Below are 24,906 nucleotides of genomic sequence, written 5' to 3' on the forward strand. Positions count from 1 at the left end.
GTTTGCGCGGGCATTAAATTAAAACTTTTTTCGACGCCAGGGTTTAACTAAAAATTACCGGAGTAGTATAGGCTATCCTACGCACAACCCCATTTTGCGAACCCGGCTTCCATTTTGGAGAAAGTTTGATAACCCGGACGGCTTCTTTATTGGCCTCGGCATTAAGCCCTTTTACCACCTTAATATGGTTTAGTTTTCCGGTCTTTTCCACAACAAAATAAACCAAAACTTTGCCCGACGCGCCTTTTACAAGACGCAATTTTGATTTGATAAAAGCGGTAAGACCCGCCTGCCCGCCCGGAAATTGGGGCAGCACTTCGCCCGGCTCAATTGTAACCGCGTAAGTTGTTATGGTATTTTTTTCCGAGTGGGCAAATGAGCGCTGCCCTACGGAACAAAAAGCTAAAATTGCAATGATTGCTACAAGATTGAATTTCATATTTCCTGGTGTTAAAGTGTATCAGTATTTATATTTATTGCAGCCCAACAATAAAATACCCGCTTTGTTGGCCTGCAGTTAATAAGTTTGATGCAGTAATGGTCGCCCATTAATCCACGCCATTAAACTCCGCAAACATATTTCCTGCTTCGGCAAGGCTGCTTAAGTTTATATAATCGCACACCCCGGCATACTCTGCCCATAACTGGTGTACAACGGGATTTGCGTGCGCCTGCCTGATGGCATCTGCAGAAAGCCATTCAAAAACTTCCACAACTGTACCGTCAGCAGCTTCCATAATTATAGCTTCACGATTAGTAACCAGCCTCTCAGCCCTTAAACGCGGTACATGGGTTTTGGTGAGTTCTTTTAACTCCCCGGCTTTGCCCGGCTTGGGTTTGTATGCTACAATAACTATGCGTCCCATAATACTTAAATTAGTATGTGCAATGATACGAACTCGTTTTAACTGACTTATGTGCCTCTGTGTCAAATTTTTATTAAATATGTAAAATTTTACTTAATGCTAACTTTACTTGATAGTAAACGTATAAAAAGACAGCAAATAGCTAAACCTAAAAAAACTTTTATATTTATTATAGTAATGATTAAACCGCACAGATGGTTTACGTGTTTGGTTTTCGGGCTCATAGCGCTTGTATGCCTTTTATACCCCGCAATAGGCAAAACACAAGCGCCCGAAATAAAATTCAAGCAGATTAGTATAGAGCAGGGCCTGTCAAACAGTTATGTATTTGTAACCCGGCAGGATAGCCGTGGCTTTATGTGGTTTGGTACCCAGGATGGTTTAAACCGTTACGATGGGCAGCAAATGATTGTTTACCGTACCATACCAGGCGATGCGCATAGCCTTAGTGATAACCTGATCAAGTATATTTACGAAGACAGCAATAAAATTTTATGGATTGGCACATTAAACGGGCTAAATAGCTTTAACCCGTATAGCAATTCATTTACGCGTTACAATCACGATGCTAAAAATAAGAACAGCATTAGCGGAAGGACCATAGATTGTATTTTAGAAGATAGCCAGCATACTTTATGGATTGCTACCGAAGATGGCGGGCTTGATATATTTAACCGGCAAACAAAACAGTTTACACATTTTACCCACAACAAAAAGGATGGCAACAGTATTAGCGCCGGCGCAGTTAATTCTATTTTAGAAGACAGGCAGAACAGGCTTTGGGTAGCAACCGATTCGGGTTTAAACCTGTATAACCGTGTTACAAAAAAATTCAGCCTGGTTAAAAATCAATTCGGCCCAACGGGCAACGATATAGAAAATATGCAGCAAGCCCATGATGGCAAACTTTGGCTTGCTACCCAAACGGCAGGGGTGCTGGTTTTCGACCCGCAAAACAATTCTTTTAAACAATATAAACATATCCCGGGATCGGAGGGCAGCCTATCGGGCAACGAGATAACGATTGCGGGTTTGCTTATTGACCACGAGGGCCATGTTTGGATAGGAACTATAAACGGGGGGCTTAACCTTTATAATGCGGAAGATGACAGTTTTTATCATTATAAACATAAATTTTATGATCCAACCAGCCTGGCCCAACTTTCGGCATCGGGCTTATTTGAGGATAACCAGGGCAATTTATGGGTGGGTACAGGCCGCGGAGGCATGTGCCTGTATACACCTGCGGCCAATAGGTTTAATGTTTACAGGCAGGAAAAAGATGCCAATAGTTTAAGCTTCAGCGATGTTAAGTCGTTTTGTGAAGACAACAGGGGCAATATCTGGATTGGTACCGATGGGGGCGGGCTAAATCTGTTTAACCGGGAGAATGCATCGTTTAAACATTTCAGATACAACGAGGCCGACCCGGCCAGTATTGGCTCTGACGCGGTGCTTGACATTACCGAAGACCGCGATAAAAACCTATGGATTAGTACCTGGGCCGGTGGGTTAAACCTGCTCAGCCCCGGAAGTACAAAGTTCAACCGTTTTAAAAATAACCCGAATGATAAAACAACGATTAGTTCGGATATGGTATTTAAAACCTTCCAGGATAGCGAAGGCAACCTGTGGGTAGGTACTTTTGGTGGTGGGCTAAACCTGCTTGATGCTAAAACCCATCAATTCAGGCGTGTTACTAAAGACCCCGACGGGGTTACCAGCTTTTTGGGCAATAATGTATTTATAATTAACCAGGATAAAGCCGGCAATGTTTGGTTTGGTGGCGACGACGGCGGCTTAAATTGTTATAATTTAAAAAGCAGGCGCTTCTCGCACTATTTTAATGAATCTGCCAAGAAGCCCGATATCAGGGTAATATTTACCGACCATAAAGGACGCCTGTGGCTCGGTCAAACGGGCTTGTATCTTTTTGATGCGAAAAAAAACGCGTTTGCACCTTACAGCCAACAGCCAGAGCTGCTTGATGATGTGATTAAAGGCATAACCGAAGATGAATTTGGCAACCTATGGGTATCAGCTAATGACGGCCTGTCTATGTTTAATCCGGATAAGCACACCTACAAAAAATTTAATATTCATGATGGCCTACAGGGGATTGAATTTGAATCCAATTCGTTTTTAAGGGCCAAAGATGGCGAAATGTTTTTTGGCGGTACCAAAGGGCTCACCACTTTTTATCCTAAAAATATCAAAATCAACACCTTTCTGCCGCCTGTTTTTATTACCGGGCTACAGATTTTTAATAAAACCATTGTTCCGGGTCAAAAGGATTCGATATTAAAAACCGATATTTCTTTAACAAAGCAGTTGCATTTAAACTACCAGCAAACGTCGCTCACTTTTGAATTTAACGCATTAAATTATGTAATACCCGAAAATAACAGCTACGCTTACAAGCTGGAGGGGTTTGATACCAGTTGGACAAGTGCCGATGCCACCAAAAGAGCTACTTACACCAATCTTGATCCCGGTACTTATACATTTAGGGTTAAAGCATCAAATAACGATGGATTTTGGAACCCTAAAACAGCCTCGGTTCAAATTATTATTACGCCTCCGTACTGGCAAACGCTTTGGTTCCGGATTTTAGCCGGGCTAACTTTTATTGCCGGCATTTATTCTTATTACCGCCGCCGTATTAACAGCATCAACAAGCAAAAGATTGAGCTTGAAAAACAGGTTAAAGAACGGACCGCCGATATTGCCAATAAAGCCGAAGAGCTGCAAACACAATCAGAAGCGTTGCAGGCACAGGCCGAGGAACTGCAGGCACAATCAGAAGAATTACATTCGTTAAACACCGAATTAACCATAAAATCAGATAAGTTGCTTGAGCAGGCTGATGACCTGAAAGTGCTTAACCAGCAACTTACCGAACAAAAACACCAGGAGCATTTGGCCCGTGAGGAGGCCGAAAAAGCCAACCTGGCCAAAAGTACTTTTTTGGCCACCATGAGCCACGAGATACGCACACCAATGAATGGCGTTATCGGAATGGGATCATTACTGGCGGAAACCAAACTTGACAGCGAGCAGCGCGAGTATACCGACACCATTATCAATTGCGGCGAAAGCTTGCTGAACGTGATTAACGATATCCTTGATTTTTCAAAAATCGAATCGGGTAAAATCGAAATTGAACACGAGGATTTTGTGCTTCGTAAAAGCATAGAAAATGTGATGGATGTGTTCTCGACCAAAATTGCTGAAAAACATATTGATTTAATTTATGAAATAGATACTGATGTACCGGCATGTATTGTGGGCGACGAACTCAGGCTTAAACAGGTATTGATAAACCTGGTAAGTAACGCCATAAAATTTACCGAGAAAGGAGAAATATTTATAAGGGTATTTGCTGCCTCTAAACCTCACGACGGTAATATACTGATTGGCTTTAGCGTGAAGGATACCGGTATTGGAGTTCCGGAAAATAAGTTATCAAATTTATTTAAACCTTTTAGCCAGGTAGATTCTTCAACCACGCGCAAATATGGCGGCACCGGGCTTGGTTTGGTAATCAGCAAAAAGCTTGTCGAATTTATGGGTGGAGAGATTTGGGTTCAAAGCCTGCCATCAGAAGGCTCGGTTTTTAATTTTACTATTAATGCAGGTGTAAGTAATGCTAAAGCGCCCCGGGATGATATGTACACCACAGCAGGTTTTAATGGGATACAGGTATTAATTGTTGATGATAATAAAACAAACCTTAAAATTTTGAAAAACCAGCTCGAAAACTGGGGTATGAAGGTTATAGCAACTACTTCGGCCAAAGATGCCCTTAACCAATTGTTAACAGACAATAGCATACAACTGCTTATTACGGATATGGAGATGCCCGAAATGGACGGAGTAGGCCTGACCAAAGCGGTAAAAAGTATTAAGCCGTTAATGCCTGTTATTATGCTAAGTTCGATAGGCGATGAGAGCAGGAAAAAGTTTCCTGGATTATTTGCGGCTATTTTGATAAAACCGGTTAAGCAGCAGTACTTATATAACAGCCTGCAGATAGCATTAAACTTAAACAATGACGGTTCTTTGTTCGAAGATAAAAGTAAACATACACTTTCGGTTGATTTTGCCGCGCAAAATCCGCTTAAGATACTTGTTGCCGAAGATAATCCTATAAACCAAAAGTTGATACAGCGCATTTTAAACAAGCTGGGCTATATGCCGGGTATGGTTCAAAACGGGGTTGAAGTTTTAGATGAGATAGAGAAGAATGATTTTGATGTAGTATTAATGGATATCCAAATGCCCGGTATGGACGGGCTTGAAGCAACCTCACACATCCGGAAAAATGGACGGCCGCAGCCATACATAATCGCTATGACGGCTAATGCCATGGCCGAAGATAAAGAAATTTGCCTGCAGGCCGGTATGGATAATTATATAGCCAAGCCTATGAAACTGAACGAAATTATAGAGAAGTTAAAAAATGTTTCGGTGGCTTATAAGCAAAAAGCCTGATGGTTCTGTAAGAAGCTCCTCAAGGCTATTAAGTTAAGGGATTTTTTTAGCGCAAAGACGCGGAGGCACAAAGTGATTTGCTTATTTTTGCTTAGCGTCCTGGCGTCTTTGCGCGAAACTTAAATTTTTATATTTTCCTTAATTTAATAGCATTAAGAAGCTCTTAAAAATGGAAATTATGCTAAACGGCAAAAGGGAAAAGTCTATATGCTGCCGCGAGTTACGCTTCGCTAAATCCTCAAAAGCATTTTAAAACAAGCCAAACTTGTCCCGCATCATGTGGCCATCTTTCAGCACATAAGTTGTGGCTACTTCGTGGCCAAGGTCTTTAAAAACCATTATCCTGCGGTACTTTTGAGGAATAAGGTTGTAAAATGCATATTCATTATTGGGCGGTGCCAGGTGGTCAAGCAAGCCGATACCCAGCAGGATTGGGGTTTGAATGTTTTGCGCAAAGTTTTTGATGTCGAAGTAATCCAGGTTATCCAATACTTTATCAAATTTAATCCCTTTTTCGCCTGCGTATTTGTGCAAATCATACATGGGCCAGTCTTCCTGGTCGGGAAGGTTGCGGATATCGCTCAGGATAGGATTTTGTGATGATACAAGCTGCACGCGATTATCCAACCCAGCTACCGCAGCAGCGAGAAAACCGCCCAGACTACCACCCGATAGCTCAATACGTTTAGGGTCGAGCTCGGGCCGCGAGTAAATGAAATCAATAGCGCGGATACAATCCATAATGGCGCCACGAAGTACATATTTGTTTTTATCCTCGGCGTTCAGGCTAATATAATCTGGTCTTTTAGGATGAATTACATCGCGGCTGTTGCCCTGGCCGCGTACATTAAGTGTAATTATGGCGATGTCATTATCCTCGCCTAACATGGGTTTTAAATCAACCTGGTAGCCAGGCAATGCCAAAAGGGTTGTAAAGCGTCTGTTCCTGATGGTGGTTTTAGGAATTGTTAGCCAGCCCCGAACCGTGATATTATCCAGCGAACGCATCTCTATTAAATAAACCTTGCGGTTTTCTGTTTCCTGATCGGCTTTTTCGGTCATCTTAAATTGCGGATTAACCGCAGCTAATTCGCTTTTGGTAGTCTGCCAAAAACTGTCAAAATCGGCAGGACGGCCATGTTGCGATTGGATCTCTTCCGGGCGGACGCCAAACACGCGGCGTGTTGTATCATCGTAATCAGATACATTGATCATAAAATTGATCTTGTAAAATCCCGGTTTTTGCTCCGGTACGGTAAAGTCATAGCTGGCGCTGCTATGTTTGGATAGATTTACCCTCCTGCTTTCTTTTGCAACTGTAACCCCGGTGGGTGTAAGGGCTACATAAGATACGGTGCCGGTTTGCGGTACATCCGTCGCATTTTTTACGTTAAAGGTATAACTGGCGTGGCCACTAAAAATGGCATCTTTGTTACCCGCTATAAGCGTGGTTGATACTTCCTGATCAGCCTTATGAATAGTTGTTTTCGCATTTGCGCCGGCCATGAATAAAAACATGGCAAGTTGCAACAACCGGATAATGGATTTTAGGCTGATCATAATTTCTATCTCAAATATATTAAAACTACCTGGTATCTAACCGGTAATTCAACGATGCCGAAAGGCTTGTACCCGCACCGGTATTGCGACCGGTTATAAAGGTTCCGCCGGTTAAAAACAGTGATAAATTTTTGCTAAAAGCGTGCCCGTAGCTTGCCGATACCTGGTTAAACGCAAAGTTTTTACTGGTATTAGGATTGGCAGAAATAATAGGGTTAGGATTGGTCATTGAATTGCCGCTGGTAGCATAAAAACCGCCAATACTTATGGATAGCTGCTCTTTGAATTTTTTATCAAGCGTCAAACCATAGGTTAGGTTATACCTGTCCTGGAAAACAGACTCGCTTCCAAAATATTCGCGAACGGCATTTTCGGCAACAAAGTAGCTTTGTTTGCCAAACAAATGCCCGCTGCCGGCAAATGCCAGCTTAAGTTCCGAACCATAGTATCCATAGCCCAGGCTTGCGTTATTGCGGTAGGTGGGGATAATACCGGTAGCTTTTATGCTGAAATAGTATTTGTAATTGATGTTGGCCAGGTAATATTTAAGGCCAATTTCAATGTCCTGCAAACCCGATGTGGTGATGGCATGTGTTAGGCTATCGGTATTAAAGTAGTTCATGGAATAGGGCACCAGGGCTGATAATGTAAATTTCCTACTGATACCATATTCGCTATAAAACGCATAACTAACGGAATGAAAACGCCCGTTATCATCAAATACCCGCCTGTGGCTTGTTGAATCAAATTGCTTATTGGCAAAAAAGTAACTTACCGATGGCGATAATATGAACCGGCCCGGCCTTACGGGGAACCCATCGGCGTAGCTGTTGCGCGGCGCAAATACCAATAGTATGGCGGCGGCAAGCAGGTATTTAAATAGCTTTTTGTTGAAGGTCATGATTTTGTCCATAGGCTTAATTTTAAAATAATCCAAAGGTATCGCGCATCCAGGCGCCTTCGTAGTCCTTGTATTTTTGGCTCACTTCGTGCCCCAGGTCTTTATACACCATTACTTTTTTATCGGTATTTAACGAGTTATAAACCGCAAAACCGTTACCGGGTGGTACATAGGGATCAAGCAGGCCTAAACCCAGCAGAATGGGGCACTTAACGTCAGTTGCAAAGTTTTTAGTATCGTAATATTCCATATTATGCAAAACCTGCTCAAATGTTACGCCGGGCTTCCCGGCCACATATTTTCTGATATCTTTTATTGGCCACTCAACCGCGCCGGCCAAATTGTGCACATCGCTCATGATAGGGTTTTGGGCCGAGCAAATAGTTACCCGTTTATCCAATGCAGCAAGCGCAATAGCCAGGTAACCGCCCATGCTGCCACCGGTAGCCATTATTTGATCATGCCTTAATTCCTTTCGCGAATAAATAAAATCAACAGCGCGTACGCAATCCATAATTACGCCGCGCATTACATATTTATCTTTGTCCTCAATGTTGTGCGATATAAAGGCATCGCGTTCGGTATGTATAACATCGCGGCTATTACCCTGCCCCCTGGTATTTAAGGTGATAATTGCCAGGTCGTCGTCGCGCCCTACAATGGGTTGCAAACTAACCTGGTAACCCGGCAACCCTAAAAGTACTGAAAATTGCTTGTTTTTATTGTTGTTTTTGGGAATCGTCATCCAGCCCCGGATAGTCAGGTTATCTAACGATTTCATTTCGATAAGAAAAACCCTGCGGTTATCGGTATTTTGAGATGGGGCCTCCGTCACTTTAAATTGCGGCTTCACCTTGGCCAGTTCGGCTTTGGCATTGGCCCAAAAGCTGTCAAAATCTGCCGGCTTTGGGTAAGCCGATTTGATCTCATCGGGTCTGATGCCAAAAGCACGGCGGGTGGTATCGTCATAATCGGATACATTGATCATCATATTAAGCTTGTAAAATCCGCTTTTAAGGGCCGGAATTTCAAAGCTATAGCGTTCCTCGCTTTTTTTTCCAACTTTCACCTGTTTTGAAAGTGTTTTAACTTTTACACCCTTTTCGTTGGTAACAATGTACGATACCGTGCCTTCCTGGTCGGTATTATAAGTGTTTTTTACGTCAAAAGTAAATGATGCAACCGAATTAAAAATGCCGTCTTTATTGTTAATACTTAATGTGGTTGATACATTTTCTTCATCTTCGTTCGCCAGTGTTTTAGAACCTTCAGGAGAACTGTGTTGTGCAAAAGCCTGCTGAAAAGCCGATAAAGCCAAAATTAAGATCAAATATTTTTTTAGTTTCTTCAACATGATATATTCACTAAGCATTGATATTTGCCGGCGCATTTTCGGTCTTAAGCGATTTGTTTTTTATCAGGAAGTCTGATTTACGGATATAATGATTTAACGGTTCTTCAATAAGTTTAAACAACGTGATAGAAATTATATTTAAAACGATAAAAGCATACAGAAGGTTCATACTATCGTATTGAAACGGCGAATTCCAGTCGACCCCCCACTTGTCGTAAAGTGTAAACGTGTAATCATTAAGCCAGTTAAAACCAAAATGTAAAAAGTTGTACATATAGCCCAGGTGTACCAGGTAAAATATGTAGGAACTTTTGCCAAGCAATTCCACAAACCGCGTGGCCAGGATTTTTTTTAACAGGGTTGTTTCGGTAAGGATACCATAAAAAAACAGCGCTATTGATAAGGCCAGCAGGTAGTTATTGGTGATAATACCCAAAGGGTTATGCAGGCCAGCTTCCTGTCCTTTTGGAATGGGCAATAAAGACATGATCCATACACAAACAAAAATCATGAAAAAACCAATGTAAGTTAGTTTCTTTTTGCCGTTACCATCCGGCTTTTGCCTACGTATAATAAGTGCAAGCTGTATACCTGCAAAAAACTCAAAGCACCTGCCCAAAAAGGTATACAACATCATAAAAGTGAAGTTGCCAAAAAAACCATACCAGTTAACATGGCTGAATATTAGCACAAGCACAATGCCCAGGCAAGTAACGGCTACAGGCTGAATGTAAAATTTTTTGTACCTGGTGGCTACCAGGAATATGAAGGGTGCCGAAAAGTAAAAGCATTCTTCAACCGTGAGCGACCAGCCCTGGGCTACCCCGGTAAACTTGAGTTGATCAAAAAAGCCCCGCAAAAAAAGAATGTTCATCAGGAACATGGCAACCGGGTTGTGCCCGGCGGTAACCGTTTGATTGTTGGTAAAATAAAAAGCAATGAAAGCGCCGATGGTTAAAATGGCGTACATAGGATATATACGTGCTACCCGGTTTTTAAGGTATTGCTTAAACCAATCTTTAGTAAGCTTAAAACTATCAAAGTACCTGAAAGCAATTAAGAAGCCCGATAGTACAAAGAAAATGGTAACCCCAATGTGGAACTCGTTAAAGAAGCGTTGCACAGTGTGAGGAAATTTTTCATCAAAAACATACGCAAAATGCGATATAAAAACCAGGTAAGCAGCCATTGCGCGTACACCGGTTAATGCTGGAATGTAATTTTGTTGCGCTCTTTGTGACAAAACGTATCTAAGTTAAAATTTTTATACGGGATTTTTCAACTATGGGTTAACAAAACTGGTACCAAAGGAGGGAATCAGAACTTACAGATTAAAGAGTATTCAGAATGTTAAGCGCATTCCAAATTCCGTAAATCAACAAAATATGGGGTGTTGTAATTCAAACAGCAAGATTACTCCCCTGTACCACACCCCGGCTCAATATCCTTTGATCAATATAGTACTGGATCTCCGATTTTTTTAAACCCCAGTTTGGCGCTATCAGCAGTTCGCGGTCGCTTAAGCCGAACAGGCGCTGGATCACGATATCGGGGCGAACGCGGGGGAGTAGTTCGCATAAAAAATCGGCGTATTCATCAATGCCGAACAGTTTAAACGGTTCGCGTTTGTATTTTACGCCCATTACCGATCCTTCTACGATATGCAGGTGATGGAATTTCACAAATTTTATTTGCGGGAAACGGTTTATCTCATCGGCATATTTTAGCATCATTTCGTGAGTTTCCCAGGGGAAACCAAAAATGGTATGTACGCAAATATCCAGTTTGCTGTTCTCCACCAGTTTAAGGGCTTTTATCAATTCCTCGTGACTGCAGCCACGGTTTATCTGGCCCAGGGTTTCGTTGTAGATAGATTCCATGCCCATCTCCAGGTCAACGTCAAACCTATCGGTATAACTTTCAAGCAGGGCAATTTTTTCGGCATCAATACAATCGGGGCGTGTGCCAACGCTCAGGCCAACAATATCTTCGGTACCATAGCTCAGCGCCTCGTCATACATCATTTTTAAATAATGTGCGGGTGCGTAGGTATTGGTATTAGGCTGAAAGTAAATGATGAATTTATCGGCCTTGTTGCCTTTACGGGCACGCTCCATGCCTTCCATCACCTGTTGGCGTACGGTAGGGGCATTGCGGCTTACCGATGGGGTAAACGAATCAACATTGCAATAGGTGCAGCCGCCATAGCCCTTGCTGCCATCTCGGTTGGGGCAGGTAAAGCCGCCATCAACAATTACCTTAAATACCCGGTGGCCCTTATATTTTTCTTTAAGCCATGGGCCGTAATTGTTATAACCCTTTTCCCATACCGCTGTTTTCTCTCCTGTTAATTGCATTGTGGCACAAAGATAAGGAATTTGTTGCAGGTGTGCTCTTTAGGGTTGATCAGCCAGCAATCGCTTCTGAATATTTCAGGTAAAAATACTATCATCTTTGCTAAAAAGCTGGTTCTTTTAAGCGGTGAAATTGTTAAGGTGCAGTATTGATGGCGTTAGGACAAACAAAAAAGATAATTGATTGCAAGATGTGGGTTGTGCTATTTTGACGGTTAGGGGCCGGGTACTTACAGGCAGGTAGATAATATTAATGAAGTTATTCATCTATGTTTTAAGATGGTTAAATAGCGGAATCCGATAAAGCAGGCCGCATTAAAATATTTGATTTTGTACCTTTACATCATAAATAAAAAGCAAAAGCAGGTGTTCATGAATAAACAAACAGGCAATGCTTATTTTGAAAGGCCGTCTCTAACTTTAAAATAATCAATAACATGTACTACGAGGGATACAAGCGGGAGTTTTTATTTTTATATAGTACAAACACGTTAAGCGATAAATAACCATTTACAGAAACGATGATAATCACACCTACTCCGCTCGAAGGATGTATAATTATAGCACCCCGGATTTTTAATGATGCGCGGGGGTACTTTTTTGAATCCTATAATACACAAAGTTTTAACAATGCAGTAGGATACGAAGTTAATTTTGTTCAGGATAATCAATCCTATTCAACAAAGGGCGTACTTAGAGGGTTACATCTTCAAAAAGGCGAACATGCACAGGCAAAACTGGTAAGGGTGACAAAAGGGGAGGTGCTGGATGTAGCTGTTGATCTGAGAACAGGGTCACCTACCTACGGGCAACAGTTTTCAGTGAAGTTATCCGAAGAAAATAATCAACAACTTTTTATTCCCAGGGGATTTGCGCACGGCTTTATTGTTTTGAGCGATGTGGCAGTTTTTCAATACAAATGCGATAATTATTATAATAAAGCTGCCGAAGGCGGGTTACATTACGCAGACCCGGAATTGAATATTGATTGGAGTATGCCGGCAAGCGAACTATTAGTGTCTGAAAAAGATGTGGAGTTGCCATTTTTAAAAGATGCAGGTGATCTGGGCTTTTAATAATTACATTTATCCCCGATAGCTAAATTATAAATTTCGATATGCAAAATATAGTGGTGTTCGGTGCCTCGGGTCAGCTGGGGCAATGTTTAAAAAAAGTAGCCGCCCTTAAAGGTATAACTTCGATATTTTTCCCTCCGGAATCCGAAGCCAATATCCTGGATGCCGGTTTATTAAACAAGGTATTTGAACAATATAAACCTACTCACGCCATTAATTGCGCGGCTTACACCGCTGTAGATAAAGCAGAGGACGACGTTGACCTTGCTCGTAAAATAAACAAAACAGGGGCCGCAAACCTGGCAATCCAATGTAAAGCCCATAGCGCTGCATTAATACAGATATCAACTGATTTTGTGTTTAAAGGAGATAAACCCAACCCACTTGCAGAAGATGATATTGCTGAGCCGATAAGTATTTATGGCCTTACAAAATTAGAGGGCGAGCAAGACGTTGCCGCTATATTGCCGGCGCATTACATTATTCGCACCAGTTGGTTGTACTCTGAATTTGCCAATAATTTTGTTAAAACTATGCTTAAGCTTGGTGCGGAAAGAGACGAGTTAAAGATCATTGCCGACCAGGTAGGCACACCAACTTATGGTATCGACCTGGCGGGTGCGATACTGGATATTATTACTTCTGGTGCAGATAATTATGGTATCTATCATTACAGTAATGAGGGTGTTACTTCGTGGTACGATTTTGCCAAAGGGATATTTGATATATCAAATACCCAGGTGAAAGTTTATCCTATACGTACAAGCGAATACCCCACAAGGGCAGCAAGGCCTGCTTTTTCTGTAATGGATAAATCCAAAATCAAGAAAACATTTGGTATCAGCATTCCATACTGGCGCGATAGCCTTATAGTTTGTATTAAAGCGCTTGAATCTGAACAATAAAATCTAATTTATCCTCATATGAAAGGAATTATCCTGGCAGGCGGCTCCGGAACCCGTCTTTATCCAATTACCAAGGCCATCAGCAAGCAACTGATGCCTATTTACGATAAACCAATGATTTATTATCCCTTATCGGTATTGATGCTGGCCGGGATAAACGAGATATTAATTATAACAACCCCCGAAGATCAGCACGGCTTTGTGCGTTTATTGGGTGATGGCAGCGAACTTGGCTGCCGCTTTGAGTTTGCAGTACAGGAGGTGCCTAACGGGCTTGCCCAGGCCTTCGTAATAGGGGCCGATTTTATTGGTACCGACAAAGTAGCTTTGGTACTTGGCGATAATATTTTTTACGGGTCGGGCTTTAGCACTTTAATGCAAAGTTTTAATGATGTAAACGGCGCCGCAATATTTGCCTACCCGGTTGCCGATCCTGAGCGTTATGGGGTGGTTGAATTTGATAAAGATTTTAAAGCAGTTTCGATAGAAGAGAAACCATTGAAGCCGAAATCATCCTACGCAGTTCCCGGCCTTTATTTTTACGATAACCAGGTAGTCGAAATAGCCAAAAATATCCCGGCTTCGCCAAGAGGAGAATTTGAAATTACCGATGTAAACAGGGTGTATCTTGAAAAAGAGCAATTGCATGTAGGTGTAATGGATAGGGGTACCGCATGGCTTGATACGGGTACTTTTGATTCATTGAGCGATGCGACTGAATTTGTACGGGTAATTGAAAAACGACAGGCAACCAAAATAGGCTGTATTGAAGAGGTTGCCTACCGCATGGGGTTCATCAATTACGAAGCCCTGCAGGCTTTAGCTCAAAAGTATATTAAAAGCGGTTACGGCAAGTATATTCAAAGTATACAACAATAATATCAGGGAACCTGAAATTATACAGGGCTTTATAAAAATGAAAACGGATTGACTTGCGTCAGTCCGTTTTTGTATTTTTGGGTTGCCTTAAAAGCGGTAAGTATTACCAAATATCAATGCTGTTAGGGTTACGTAGCGTAAACAAACTATGGAAAATTTATATGACCTCGTTATCGTAGGTGGTGGCATAGTAGGTATGGCAACAGCCTACAAAATCAATACCCGCAACCCGGATAAAAAAATCCTGGTGCTGGAGAAGGAAGGCGAGGTAGCCGCCCACCAAACGGGTCATAATTCGGGAGTTATTCATTCGGGTATTTATTATAAACCCAATTCATATAAAGCTAAATTATGTGTAGATGGCCGCCGCGAGTTGGTTGCATTTGCTAAAGAGCACAATGTACCGCATGATATCTGCGGGAAGATCATCGTAGCTACCAAACAATCCGAATTGGCGCACATGAACAAGGTTTTTAATAATGGCCTGGCCAACGGAGTAGAAGGGATTGAAAGGATAAATAGCGCTCAAATTAAAGAAATTGAGCGTTATTGTGAAGGGATTGAAGGCATCTGGGTGCCTTGTACCGGCATTATTGGCTTTGCTGCCGTTACCCGCAAATACCGCGAACTGTTTGAGGCTAAATTCCCCCAAAGCAAAGTACTTACCAATTGTGCTGCCAAAGCATTTGAGCACCATGCCGATTATACCACAGTTGTTGCCAGTAAAGGTACTTTTAATACAAAATATTTGATAACCGCGGGTGGATTGCAAGCCGACAGGCTGGCGGCCGGTGCTGGTGCGCCAAGCGAGGCCCATATAGTTGGCTTCAGAGGCGATTATTTTGATTTGACCGAACAGGGGAAAAGTAAAGTAAAAAACCTCATCTACCCGGTTCCCAACCCCGAGTTTCCGTTCCTGGGCGTACATTTTACCCGGATGATTGACGGTACTGTGGAGTGCGGCCCCAACGCGGTATTTGTATTTAAGCGTGAAGGCTACGGCAAAACCGATTTTTCGTTAGGCGATACTATCGAGGCTTTGAAATTTAAAGGAACCTGGAACCTGTTTACAAAACACTGGCGCTTTGGGCTTGATGAGTACCGGCGTGCTTTTTCCAAAAAACGTTTTTTAACCGGCCTGCAGCAGCTTATTCCCAGCCTTACTATGGACGATTTGCAGCCCGGACGCGCCGGCGTAAGGGCGATGGCCATATCTGCCGAAGGCGAAACTCTTGATGATTTTAAAATTGAGGCCAAAGATAATATGCTGCATGTTATCAACGCGCCATCACCGGCGGCAACGGCATCGTTAGCTATCGGCAATGCAATTGCCGATATGGCTGCCGGGCAATTTGGTTTTAATTAGCATTTTCAAAACTTTCATGAAAAGCCTGCCAACTATTTGCAGGCTTTTTAGTTTAATAACTTCTGTACATATTTGTTACAAAGTCCTGGTACATTTAGATTAAACTATACATGCCCGTGTTCGTCATAGAATTGTAAACGGCAAATAATTCATTTATGAAATCATTAAAAGGTTTGATACTACCGGTGCTTGTGCTTATCGGTAGTTTGCTGATATTTTCGTCGTTTTATGACCGCGGCAATCCAAATGAGATTCATAAATTCCCCTATAAACAGGCTGGTTTAAGCAAAGATCAGGCTGCGGCACATTTACTAAGTCGCTTTACCAACGGCGCTACGCCAGGCCAGGTTGAAGCTGTAGCAAGCGAGGGTTTAGAAAAATGGTTTAGCGAGCAGTTAGATGCTAACTTACCGGATGATTCCCTTAGCCATGCCCTGGATGGCCTGGATGCACTTAAGCTAAGCAATAGCCAAATTGCTGATATTTATCCCCGGCCAGGTATTGTGGCCCGGCGGGCTGTAAAGGATGGGCTTATCAATAAAGATTCAATTCAAAATAACAAGCCCGAGTATAAAAAGATGCTGCAGGAATATATGGCTAAAAATGGGATGAAGCCACAGCAGGAGTTGTTCAGGCAATTCATCAATCAGAAAATACTGCGGGCAGCCTATACAAATAACCAGTTGCAGGAGGTAATGACCAGTTTTTGGTTTAACCATTTCAATGTATCTATTACTAAAAATGAATGCGCCCAGTTTATACCCGATTATGAGCGCGATGTTATCAGGCCTAATGCGTTGGGCAAGTTTAATGATTTGTTATTAGCCACGGCCAAATCGCCGGCTATGTTGTATTACCTGGATAATTTTAGCAGCGCATCTGCCCTGCCAGAGAAGCCTAAAATAACACACCATTTGGTGTTTGCTGATACAACCAAGCAAGTCATGGCGCTTAACAAGTTAAAAAAAGCAAGGCAGCAACGTGGCCTTAATGAAAACTACGCCCGCGAAGTAATGGAACTGCATACGTTGGGGGTTGATGGCGGGTACAGCCAGCAGGATGTTACCCAGGCAGCAAAGGTGCTAACAGGCTGGTCGGTATACCCTATGGGCGATTATAGCAAGGGAAACGATATCATATCAAAAGGTATAGATAAGGGTATCATTGCCGGGGGAAAGGTGCATGACGGCGACTTTTTATTCACCCCAAACCGGCACGATAACAGCGAGAAGATTGTATTAGGCCGGCACTTTGGCCCCAACGGCGGTTACGATGAAGGTGTACAATTATTGAATATGCTGGCACATCACCCGTCAACCGCAAAATTCATATCGCGTAAGCTGGCGATAAGGTTTGTAAGTGATACTCCGCCACAAAGTTTAATTGATAAAATGGCCAAAACCTTTTTAAACGGTGATGGCGATATTAAACAGGTATTAATTACGATGGTATCGGCGCCGGAGTTTTGGTCGGAATCTGCCTTGCGGGGAAAAACAAAATCGCCGTTTGAGCTGGCTATAAATACCGTGCGTAGCTTAAACGCCCAGGTAACCCAGCCATACCAGTTATATACCTGGATAAACCGGATGGGCGAAAAAGTATATTATTACCAGGCGCCAACCGGTTTCCCGGATAAGGGGCAGTACTGGATCAATACAGGCGCTTTACTTAGCCGGATGAATTTTGGACTGGCTTTTGCCACCGGGCGTATACCAGGCATTAAATTCGATTTGCTAAAATTAAACAAAGGCCACGAGCCCGAAAGTACCCAGGCTGCCCTGGTTACCTATAGCAAACTTATTATGCCCGAACGGCCACTGGATAATACCATAAAGCAGCTGACGCCGATGCTCAATGATCCGCAGCTGATGGCTAAGGTAAATAAGGCAAGCAACAATATCACGCCGCCGGCTAAGGATGCGTTATCAATGGCGGGCGATTCTGCCGGTAAAAAAGCCACGGTACAGCTGATGCCCGGGGTCGACGAAACAAAATCAATGCTGGCGCAGGTGGTTGGCATAATAATCGGGTCGCCGGAGTATCAGAGGCGTTAATTTGATAAATTGCAATCATGTTATCAAGAAGAGGATTTTTAAAAACAGGCGGCCTTGCCCTTTTTGGTGTTGGGTTACTGGGCGGCATCCCGGCATTTATAGCCGAAGCTGCTGCGCGGGATAAGATAGTAGCCCCTTATAAAAAAGGCAAAACGCTGGTGTGTATTTTTCAGCGCGGCGCTATGGATGGGCTGATGGCCGTAACACCGTTTACCGATCAGTATCTTAAAAACGCGCGTCCCGGCTTATTTATGGATGCCGCCAAAACAGGTAACGATAACCCATTGATTGACCTGGATGGCAGATTTGGATTACATCCCGCTATGAAGGCCTTTGAACCTATGTTTCGCGAAAAAAGGTTGGGTATCGTGCATGGTATCGGTTCCCCAAATAATACCCGCTCGCATTTTGATGCGCAGGATTATATGGAAAGCGGCACCCCTTTTAATAAAGGTACCGCCAGCGGCTGGCTTAACCGTGCGGTTGGCCTGTTAGGTCATGATGCGCTTACGCCTTTTACGGCAGTAAGCTTAACATCGGCTATGCCACGGTCATTTTATGGCGACAATCCGGCGGTGGCCATCAGCAACCTGCAGGATTTTGCATTGCAAATGCGCGGTAACCCGGCAGGTACCAACCTGGCCGCGAAAAGCTTTGAGGAGCTTTATGACAGAACCGCTCCCGGTTTGTTAAAAGATACTGGTAAGGAAAGTTTTGATGCCTTAAAAATGCTGCAAAAGGCTAATGTTAAAAATTATGCACCCGCCAACGGAGCCGTTTATCCAAACTCGGCCTTAGGTAATTCTTTAAAGCAAATTGCGCAGCTGATAAAAATGAATGTGGGTATGGAGGTGGCTTTTGCCGAATCAAATGGTTGGGATACGCACTTTAACCAGGGAACAGGGAATGGCGTATTTGCCCGCAACGTAGCCGACTTAAGCAATAGCATGATGGCTTTTTGGGCAGATATAGGCAGCACCTACCAGGATGATGTAACGGTAATGACGATGACTGAGTTTGGCCGCACCGTTCATCAAAATGGCACTGGCGGTACCGATCATGGCCGCGCATCCTGTAACTTTATTTTAGGCAACAGTGTAAATGGCGGCCTGGTGCACGGTAGTGTACAGCCACTTGCAACAGAAAACCTGGAAGATGGCCGCGACCTTGCGGTTACAACTGATTTTAGAAACGTGTTTAGCGAAGTAGCGGATAAGCACCTCAGAATCAGTAATGATAAAGTGCTGTTTCCTGATTTTACTGCCAAGCCAATAGGTGTATTTAAAGCCTGATAATTGCATTTTATTTTTAAAGTAGTCCCGGTCATTAAAATTGGCCGGGATCTTTATGCTTAATAATGAGTAGTTTAATTGTTAAATAATTTATAATGAAACTACTGCTTTGTTGAATTGTTAGTGTATTTTAGTACTCAAAGTTGCTAATTTTCGATTATGATATATTCAGCTTAATTCTTAAAATTACACATGAACAAAAACTACTATGCCATCATCATGGCAGGCGGAATAGGTAGCCGTTTTTGGCCTATAAGCCGCACATCGCATCCTAAACAATTCATTGATATTCTTGGAACCGGCAAAACCCTGATACAAAATACTTACGAACGCTTTTTGAAAGTTTGTCCTAAAGAAAACATTTACGTTGTAACTAATGAAAATTACACCAAACTTGTAAAGGCCCAGCTTCCGGATATGGAAGACCAGCAAATACTTACCGAGCCGGTTATGCGTAATACCGCCCCTTGCGTAGCTTACGGGTGTTTTAAGATAGAAAGCCTTAACCCCGATGCTGCAATTGTTGTAGCCCCTTCAGATCAGCAGATATTAGATGAGGATGCTTTTGTAACAGCCATTATTAAATCGTTAGAAACCGCCACTGCCAACGATTGCCTGGTAACTCTTGGCATCAAACCATCAAGGCCGGATACCGGCTATGGTTATATTCAATACACTGATAACACCATAAATTCAGACTTCCACAAGGTAAAAACGTTTACCGAAAAGCCGACGCTTGATATAGCGAAAACATTTATCCAAAGCGGCGACTTTTTGTGGAACGCGGGCATTTTTGTATGGTCGGCCAAAGAGATATTGAAAGCGTTTGATACTTTCCTGCCCGAAATGCATGAGATTTTTGCCGATGCACGGCCGGTTTATAATACAGATGGCGAGAAAACACATATACACAAGGCTTATCAGCAATGTGTTAACATCTCCATTGACTATGGGATAATGGAAAAAGCCAATAATGTTTATGTGCTGCCATCAGAATTTGGCTGGAGCGACCTGGGCACATGGGCGTCTATTTATGACTTGGCCGATAAAGATTATGTTGGCAACGCCGTAATTCCTTCAGAAAAGGTGATCATGTATGATTCATCTAACTGTATGGTAAACGTACCGGGCGAAAAACTGGTGATTTTAAAAGGGCTGCATGATTTCATCGTAGTGGAATCCAACAACACCCTGATGATTTGCCCACGCGACGAAGAACAGAATGTGAAACAAGTGGTCGCCGATGTGAAGAGTAAATTCGGGACGAAGTATATTTAGGGTTTCAGATGTGCAAATGTGCAGATTTCAGATGTGCAGATTTCAAATGATAAGATAGTAGCTTGTTAAGCTAACAGGGTCCGGTTTCATAAGAAGCCGGACCCTGTTTTTATCATCTGAAATCTGTAATCTGCACATCCGCAATTACAGGGCGGGGGGGGCCAGCGTTCCTGCTGCTACGGTTTCATTGGTGGCCTCATCAACCAAAATTAATGAGCCGGTAATGCGGTTTTTACGGTATTCATCAAAAACAAGCGGCTGGGTGGTACGCAGGCGTACACGGGCCATTTCGTTCATTTTAATATCGCCGGCATTTTCAAGCTTTTCCATGGTGTTAATGTCAAGCTTGTAATAAACTTCTTTTATAATGGCCATCACCTCGCGGGTGGTATTTTTAAGGTGATATTTGGCACCCGGCCGTGGGCCACGGGTCCCCATCCAGCAAAGCATCACCTCCAGGTCCTGGCTTACAAACGGTTCGCTTTCGTCTTTAACAATCATATCACCACGGCTTACATCAATGTCATCCTCTAAAGTAATGGATACTGACATTGGCGCGAAAGCTTCCTCAACAGGTCCCGAAAACGTATCAATTGATTTAATAGCCGATGTTAGTCCCGAAGGCAATACCGTTATTTTATCACCGGGTTTAAATATACCACCGGCAATACGGCCTGCATAGCCACGGTAATCATGGTATTCGGCAGCATGCGGGCGAATCACGGTTTGTACCGGGAAACGCGCATCGGCATGGTTTTCATCACTTGCAATATGAATGGTTTCTAAGGTGTGTAATAAGCTTTCACCTTTGTACCACGGCATATTAACCGAATCGTTAACCACGTTGTCGCCTTCAAGCGCGCTGATAGGCACAAAACGGATATCATTAACATCTATCTTGGCAGCAAAAGCTTTGTATTGCTCAACTACATTATTAAATACCTCTTCGGAGTAATCAACCAAATCCATTTTGTTGATACAGACGATGATATGAGGTATTTTTAACAACGACGCGATAAAAGAGTGACGGCAGGTTTGTTCAACAACACCTTTGCGAGCATCTATCAGCACCAAAGCTAAATTAGCGGTTGATGCGCCGGTAACCATGTTACGTGTGTATTGAATATGCCCTGGGGTATCGGCAATAATAAATTTACGTTTAGGCGTAGCAAAATAACGGTAGGCAACATCAATAGTAATGCCCTGTTCCCTTTCGGAACGCAGCCCGTCCGTAAGCAATGAAAGGTCGATGTGCTGCAAGCCTTTCCTTTCGCTCGATTGTTTTACGGCCTCCATCTGGTCTTCAAAAATAGATTTGGAGTCGTAAAGTAACCGCCCTATGAGGGTGCTTTTCCCATCATCTACACTGCCGGCTGTTGTAAAACGTAATAGTTCCATAATAATGAGGTACGTGTGGCCTGTTGCCAGGTTGGCGTAGTATATTGTTGGCCAAAAAGCCTGTTAATTCAATTTAAAAATAGCCTTGTTTTTTTCTGTCTTCCATTGACGTATCCGAGCGTTTGTCGTCGCTGCGGTTACCGCGCTCGGTGCTGCGCGTAGCCGATACCTCGGCTACAATTTTCTCCAGCGTATCTGCATCCGATTCAATGCCACCGGTAATGGTAATATCGCCCAGGGTACGGAAACGCATCAGTTTATTCTCTACAAATTCCCCATCGCGTAATGATAAAAATTCCGATGCCGGCAACCATGTACCATCGCGGTAAACGGCGTTACGGTTATGTGCAAAGTATAACGAAGGGATAGCAATGTTTTCCTGCAGGATGTAATTCCAGATATCCATTTCCGTCCAGTTACTGATCGGGAATACCCTGAAATGTTCGCCCATGCGTTTGCGGCCGTTAAAAATATTCCACAACTCTGGTCGCTGATTTTTAGGGTCCCACTGGCCAAACTCATCACGGTGCGAAAAAAAGCGTTCTTTTGAACGTGCTTTTTCCTCATCGCGGCGGGCGCCGCCAATAGCAGCATCAATTTTATGATGCTCGATGGTATCTAATAACGATACGATTTGTAATTCGTTCCGGCTGGCGTTAATACCGCTTTCTTCAACCGCGCGGCCTTTGTTGATGGCATCCTGTACCGAGCCAACAATAAGTTGTACGCCAAGCTTTTCTACCAGTAGGTCCCTGAATTCCATAGTCTCGGGGAAATTATGCCCGGTATCAATATGGATAAGCGGCATAGGTATTTTGGCGGGCCAAAAAGCCTTTTGGGCCAGGTGGGTAACAACAATGGAGTCTTTACCGCCCGAAAACAGTATTGCAGGCCGATCAAACTGGGCAACCACTTCCCTTATTACGTAAATGGCTTCCGATTCTAATTCCTGCAGATGGGTAAGATAATATTTGTGCATGCTAATTTAAAAAACCCGCTAAATCCACCTAAATAGTAGTACTTAGCATTTAAACTGCAATATTAGCAATTTTATACTAATGTTGAGGGTATTAAATGGATTTTACAGGGAATAGCGTTTGAACTTCTTTGAATGCAACTGCTATTTGAAAAGGTAGGCTCTACGAGGCAAAAAAAGATTTTAGATCATATTTCTACAAACAGGTAGCCTCTACGAGGCAAGCACCATTAATTGTATGGCATTTTGCCTCGTAGAGGCTACCCGTTTGTAGCAAGAAACAGAACAGCTATTTTGCCTCGTAGAGGCTACCCATCATCCGATAGACAAACTTTTAAAGGCGATTTCCCTGATGGATTTTACTAAGCCAAATAAAAGGGATTAGCATTAAAGACTTTTAGGAAGCACTTTCGACTACTTCAATCATTTTTTCGATTAAATCCGGTGTTCCTGCCTCAAACCAAAGAAAAGATTGGTCTTTATGAAACCAGGTGAGCTGCCGTTTAGCAAACCTTCTGGTGTTTTGCTTTATCATCTCTACTGCCTTTTCAAGTGTGATTGTTCCATCAAGGTAATCAAACAGTTCCGAGTATCCCACTGTATTCAATGCATTTAAATGGCGGTAGGGGAGTAATGACGCTACCTCGGCTAATAAGCCTTGTTGTAACATCATATCAACCCGGTCGTTAATACGGCGGTACAATAACTCGCGCGGCATGTTAAGGGCCAGTTTGATGATATGAAACGGGCGCTTATTAACCGTTGCCTGGCGATAGGATGAAATGGGATTGCCGGTGCTTTCAAAAACTTCCAGCGCCCTGATGATGCGTTGCGGGTTGCCCAGGTCAACCTGGTTATAGTAAACCGGATCGGCCAGTTTTAACTTCTCCTGCAAATAATTAAGCCCTTTTTCTTCCAGCTCAAGGTTCAATTGTTCGCGGATAGCCGGATCGGCCGTTGGTAAATCATCAAAACCTTCGCAAATGGCTTTGATGTACAGGCCAGAGCCACCTGCCAAAACTACATGGTCGTGCTTTTTAAAAAGCTCGTCGAGTAACATCAGGCATTCCCTTTCAAAATCGCCTACCGAAAAAGGTTCGGTTATAGAATGGGAATCAATAAAATAATGCTTTACCTGCGCCAGTTCTTCCGCGCTGGGTTTGGCCGTACCGATGCTCATCTCCCTGAAAAATTGCCTGGAATCGGCCGACACAACCACGGTATCGAAATGCTTTGCAACCTCAATAGCCGCCGCCGTTTTACCAATGGCTGTAGGGCCGGCAATTACAATGAGGATTTTGGTTTTGGGGGAGTTCATAGATGATAGTTCATGGTTCATGGATGATAGTTCATGGTAAAAAAACATTTCCCGTTTTATTAGATCCGGCCATGAACTATGAACCATCAACCATCAACGCTATTGTTTGTTATGGCCATTAACCATGATCTATGAACCATGAACTGCGAAGCAATTAATAATCATCACCACTACCGCGATGTGGTTTATCATCATCTTCAAAGCCTTCGTCGTCGGCAAAATCATTGCCAAATTCATCTTCCTCTTCATCCTCCGCTACTTTTTCTTCGGGCAGGTCGGCGTCAATATCGGTTACTTCCGAAAAATCTTCGGCATCTTCCGGGTTATAGGCCATTTCATTCAAAAAGTCAAAATCTTCATCAGGGGCAGCAGCTGTTGCAGCCGGCGTAAATACGTTGCCAAATTGTTTTGGCGCTTCGCCTACTGATTTTATAACTGCGGGGTAAGTAGTGCCCGGTGTTTCATCAAGGATGATTTTCATCAATTCGACATGAAAATCAAAAGGACGGTCGAAGTTGAACGTATAATAAAATTTTTGATGCGGATCGTCTATAAAGCTCAGGAGCTTTACATTGGTCATGAGCGAAATGCCACGATCTTTTCTTTTTTGATTTGGCAAATAGGTAATTTCTTCGCCTTTCATCCACTGATCGTTACTGATATAAAAAGACGATGGGAATTCGGGATTATAACCGGTTGACTGGTGTATTGCGCGGTGTAAATCTTCGAATGTCTGATTCGATTTTACATCAATCTCACGCATCACATCATCATAATCTTCGAAAGTAACCCTGAACCTGTATAGTGCCATTTTGTTAGTAAATTTTTAATGGGG

General features: G+C 42.9%; 19 protein-coding genes. 8 read left to right on the forward strand and 11 right to left on the reverse strand.

Annotation, left to right across the window (positions count from 1 at the left end):
* Positions 1–43: 43 nt before the first annotated feature.
* Both AC1DXF_RS08645 and AC1DXF_RS08650 read right to left on the reverse strand, forming a co-directional pair.
* Positions 44–439: an energy transducer TonB gene (locus AC1DXF_RS08645; protein WP_477447907.1), complete on the reverse strand. Its 396-nt coding sequence runs from the start codon at positions 437–439 to the stop codon at positions 44–46.
* Positions 440–548: 109 nt separating this feature from the next.
* Positions 549–866 (reverse strand): hypothetical protein, encoded by a 318-nt coding sequence (locus AC1DXF_RS08650; RefSeq protein WP_477447908.1) that lies wholly within the window; start codon positions 864–866, stop codon positions 549–551.
* Positions 867–962: 96 nt separating this feature from the next.
* Here AC1DXF_RS08650 and AC1DXF_RS08655 point away from each other — a divergent pair, with 96 nt between their 5' ends.
* On the forward strand, positions 963–5,360 hold the full coding sequence (locus AC1DXF_RS08655) for a hybrid sensor histidine kinase/response regulator (protein ID WP_477447909.1): 4,398 nt from the start codon (positions 963–965) through the stop codon (positions 5,358–5,360).
* Between the two features lie 249 nt (positions 5,361–5,609).
* Here the strand turns inward: AC1DXF_RS08655 and AC1DXF_RS08660 are convergent, their stop codons facing one another.
* From AC1DXF_RS08660 to mnmL, 5 genes are all read right to left on the reverse strand, one after another.
* The gene (locus AC1DXF_RS08660) at positions 5,610–6,920 is read right to left on the reverse strand and encodes an acetylxylan esterase (RefSeq protein WP_477447910.1); all 1,311 of its coding nucleotides are present in this window, start codon (positions 6,918–6,920) and stop codon (positions 5,610–5,612) included.
* Positions 6,921–6,945: 25 nt separating this feature from the next.
* A complete protein-coding gene (locus AC1DXF_RS08665; RefSeq protein WP_477447911.1) occupies positions 6,946–7,833 on the reverse strand; it encodes a hypothetical protein in 888 nt (295 codons plus the stop codon).
* A gap of 10 nt (positions 7,834–7,843) precedes the next feature.
* Entirely contained in the window at positions 7,844–9,175 is a 1,332-nt protein-coding gene (locus tag AC1DXF_RS08670) for an acetylxylan esterase (RefSeq protein ID WP_477447912.1), read from the reverse strand.
* Between the two features lie 10 nt (positions 9,176–9,185).
* A complete protein-coding gene (locus tag AC1DXF_RS08675) occupies positions 9,186–10,418 on the reverse strand; it encodes an acyltransferase family protein (RefSeq protein WP_477447913.1) in 1,233 nt (410 codons plus the stop codon).
* Between the two features lie 157 nt (positions 10,419–10,575).
* Positions 10,576–11,532: a tRNA modification radical SAM protein MnmL/YtqA gene (mnmL, locus tag AC1DXF_RS08680; protein WP_477447914.1), complete on the reverse strand. Its 957-nt coding sequence runs from the start codon at positions 11,530–11,532 to the stop codon at positions 10,576–10,578.
* Between the two features lie 518 nt (positions 11,533–12,050).
* Between mnmL and rfbC the strand changes: the two genes are divergently transcribed.
* The 7 genes from rfbC (at position 12,051) to AC1DXF_RS08715 (ending at position 20,379) form a co-directional block, all read left to right on the forward strand.
* Complete coding sequence (rfbC, locus tag AC1DXF_RS08685) at positions 12,051–12,605, forward strand: dTDP-4-dehydrorhamnose 3,5-epimerase (RefSeq protein WP_477447915.1); 555 nt, start codon at positions 12,051–12,053, stop codon at positions 12,603–12,605.
* Between the two features lie 41 nt (positions 12,606–12,646).
* Complete coding sequence (rfbD, locus tag AC1DXF_RS08690; protein ID WP_477447916.1) at positions 12,647–13,510, forward strand: dTDP-4-dehydrorhamnose reductase; 864 nt, start codon at positions 12,647–12,649, stop codon at positions 13,508–13,510.
* 18 nt (positions 13,511–13,528) lie between these two features.
* The gene (gene rfbA / locus AC1DXF_RS08695; RefSeq protein WP_477447917.1) at positions 13,529–14,389 is read left to right on the forward strand and encodes a glucose-1-phosphate thymidylyltransferase RfbA; all 861 of its coding nucleotides are present in this window, start codon (positions 13,529–13,531) and stop codon (positions 14,387–14,389) included.
* A 148-nt stretch (positions 14,390–14,537) separates the two neighbouring features.
* The gene (lhgO, locus tag AC1DXF_RS08700) at positions 14,538–15,755 is read left to right on the forward strand and encodes an L-2-hydroxyglutarate oxidase (protein ID WP_477447918.1); all 1,218 of its coding nucleotides are present in this window, start codon (positions 14,538–14,540) and stop codon (positions 15,753–15,755) included.
* Between the two features lie 155 nt (positions 15,756–15,910).
* Positions 15,911–17,809, forward strand: coding sequence for a DUF1800 domain-containing protein (locus AC1DXF_RS08705; protein ID WP_477447919.1), 1,899 nt, complete (start codon positions 15,911–15,913; stop codon positions 17,807–17,809).
* 17 nt (positions 17,810–17,826) lie between these two features.
* Positions 17,827–19,101 (forward strand): DUF1501 domain-containing protein, encoded by a 1,275-nt coding sequence (locus AC1DXF_RS08710; RefSeq protein WP_477447920.1) that lies wholly within the window; start codon positions 17,827–17,829, stop codon positions 19,099–19,101.
* Positions 19,102–19,293: 192 nt separating this feature from the next.
* Positions 19,294–20,379 (forward strand): mannose-1-phosphate guanylyltransferase, encoded by a 1,086-nt coding sequence (locus tag AC1DXF_RS08715; protein ID WP_477447921.1) that lies wholly within the window; start codon positions 19,294–19,296, stop codon positions 20,377–20,379.
* A 144-nt stretch (positions 20,380–20,523) separates the two neighbouring features.
* Here the strand turns inward: AC1DXF_RS08715 and cysN are convergent, their stop codons facing one another.
* The 4 genes from cysN to AC1DXF_RS08735 all read right to left on the reverse strand — a co-directional run bounded on the left by cysN (position 20,524) and on the right by AC1DXF_RS08735 (position 24,882).
* Positions 20,524–21,777, reverse strand: a complete 1,254-nt coding sequence (gene cysN / locus AC1DXF_RS08720) for a sulfate adenylyltransferase subunit CysN (RefSeq protein ID WP_477382324.1) — start codon at positions 21,775–21,777, stop codon at positions 20,524–20,526.
* A gap of 73 nt (positions 21,778–21,850) precedes the next feature.
* Positions 21,851–22,756, reverse strand: coding sequence for a sulfate adenylyltransferase subunit CysD (gene cysD, locus AC1DXF_RS08725; protein WP_477447922.1), 906 nt, complete (start codon positions 22,754–22,756; stop codon positions 21,851–21,853).
* Positions 22,757–23,150: 394 nt separating this feature from the next.
* Positions 23,151–24,071 carry a tRNA (adenosine(37)-N6)-dimethylallyltransferase MiaA gene (miaA, locus tag AC1DXF_RS08730; RefSeq protein WP_477447923.1) on the reverse strand — a complete coding sequence of 307 codons (921 nt, stop codon included), beginning with the start codon at positions 24,069–24,071 and terminating at the stop codon, positions 23,151–23,153.
* Positions 24,072–24,225: 154 nt separating this feature from the next.
* Entirely contained in the window at positions 24,226–24,882 is a 657-nt protein-coding gene (locus AC1DXF_RS08735; RefSeq protein WP_477447924.1) for an IS1096 element passenger TnpR family protein, read from the reverse strand.
* Positions 24,883–24,906 lie beyond the last annotated feature (24 nt).

It is taken from the genome of Mucilaginibacter sp. P2_A5, from assembly GCF_056404995.1.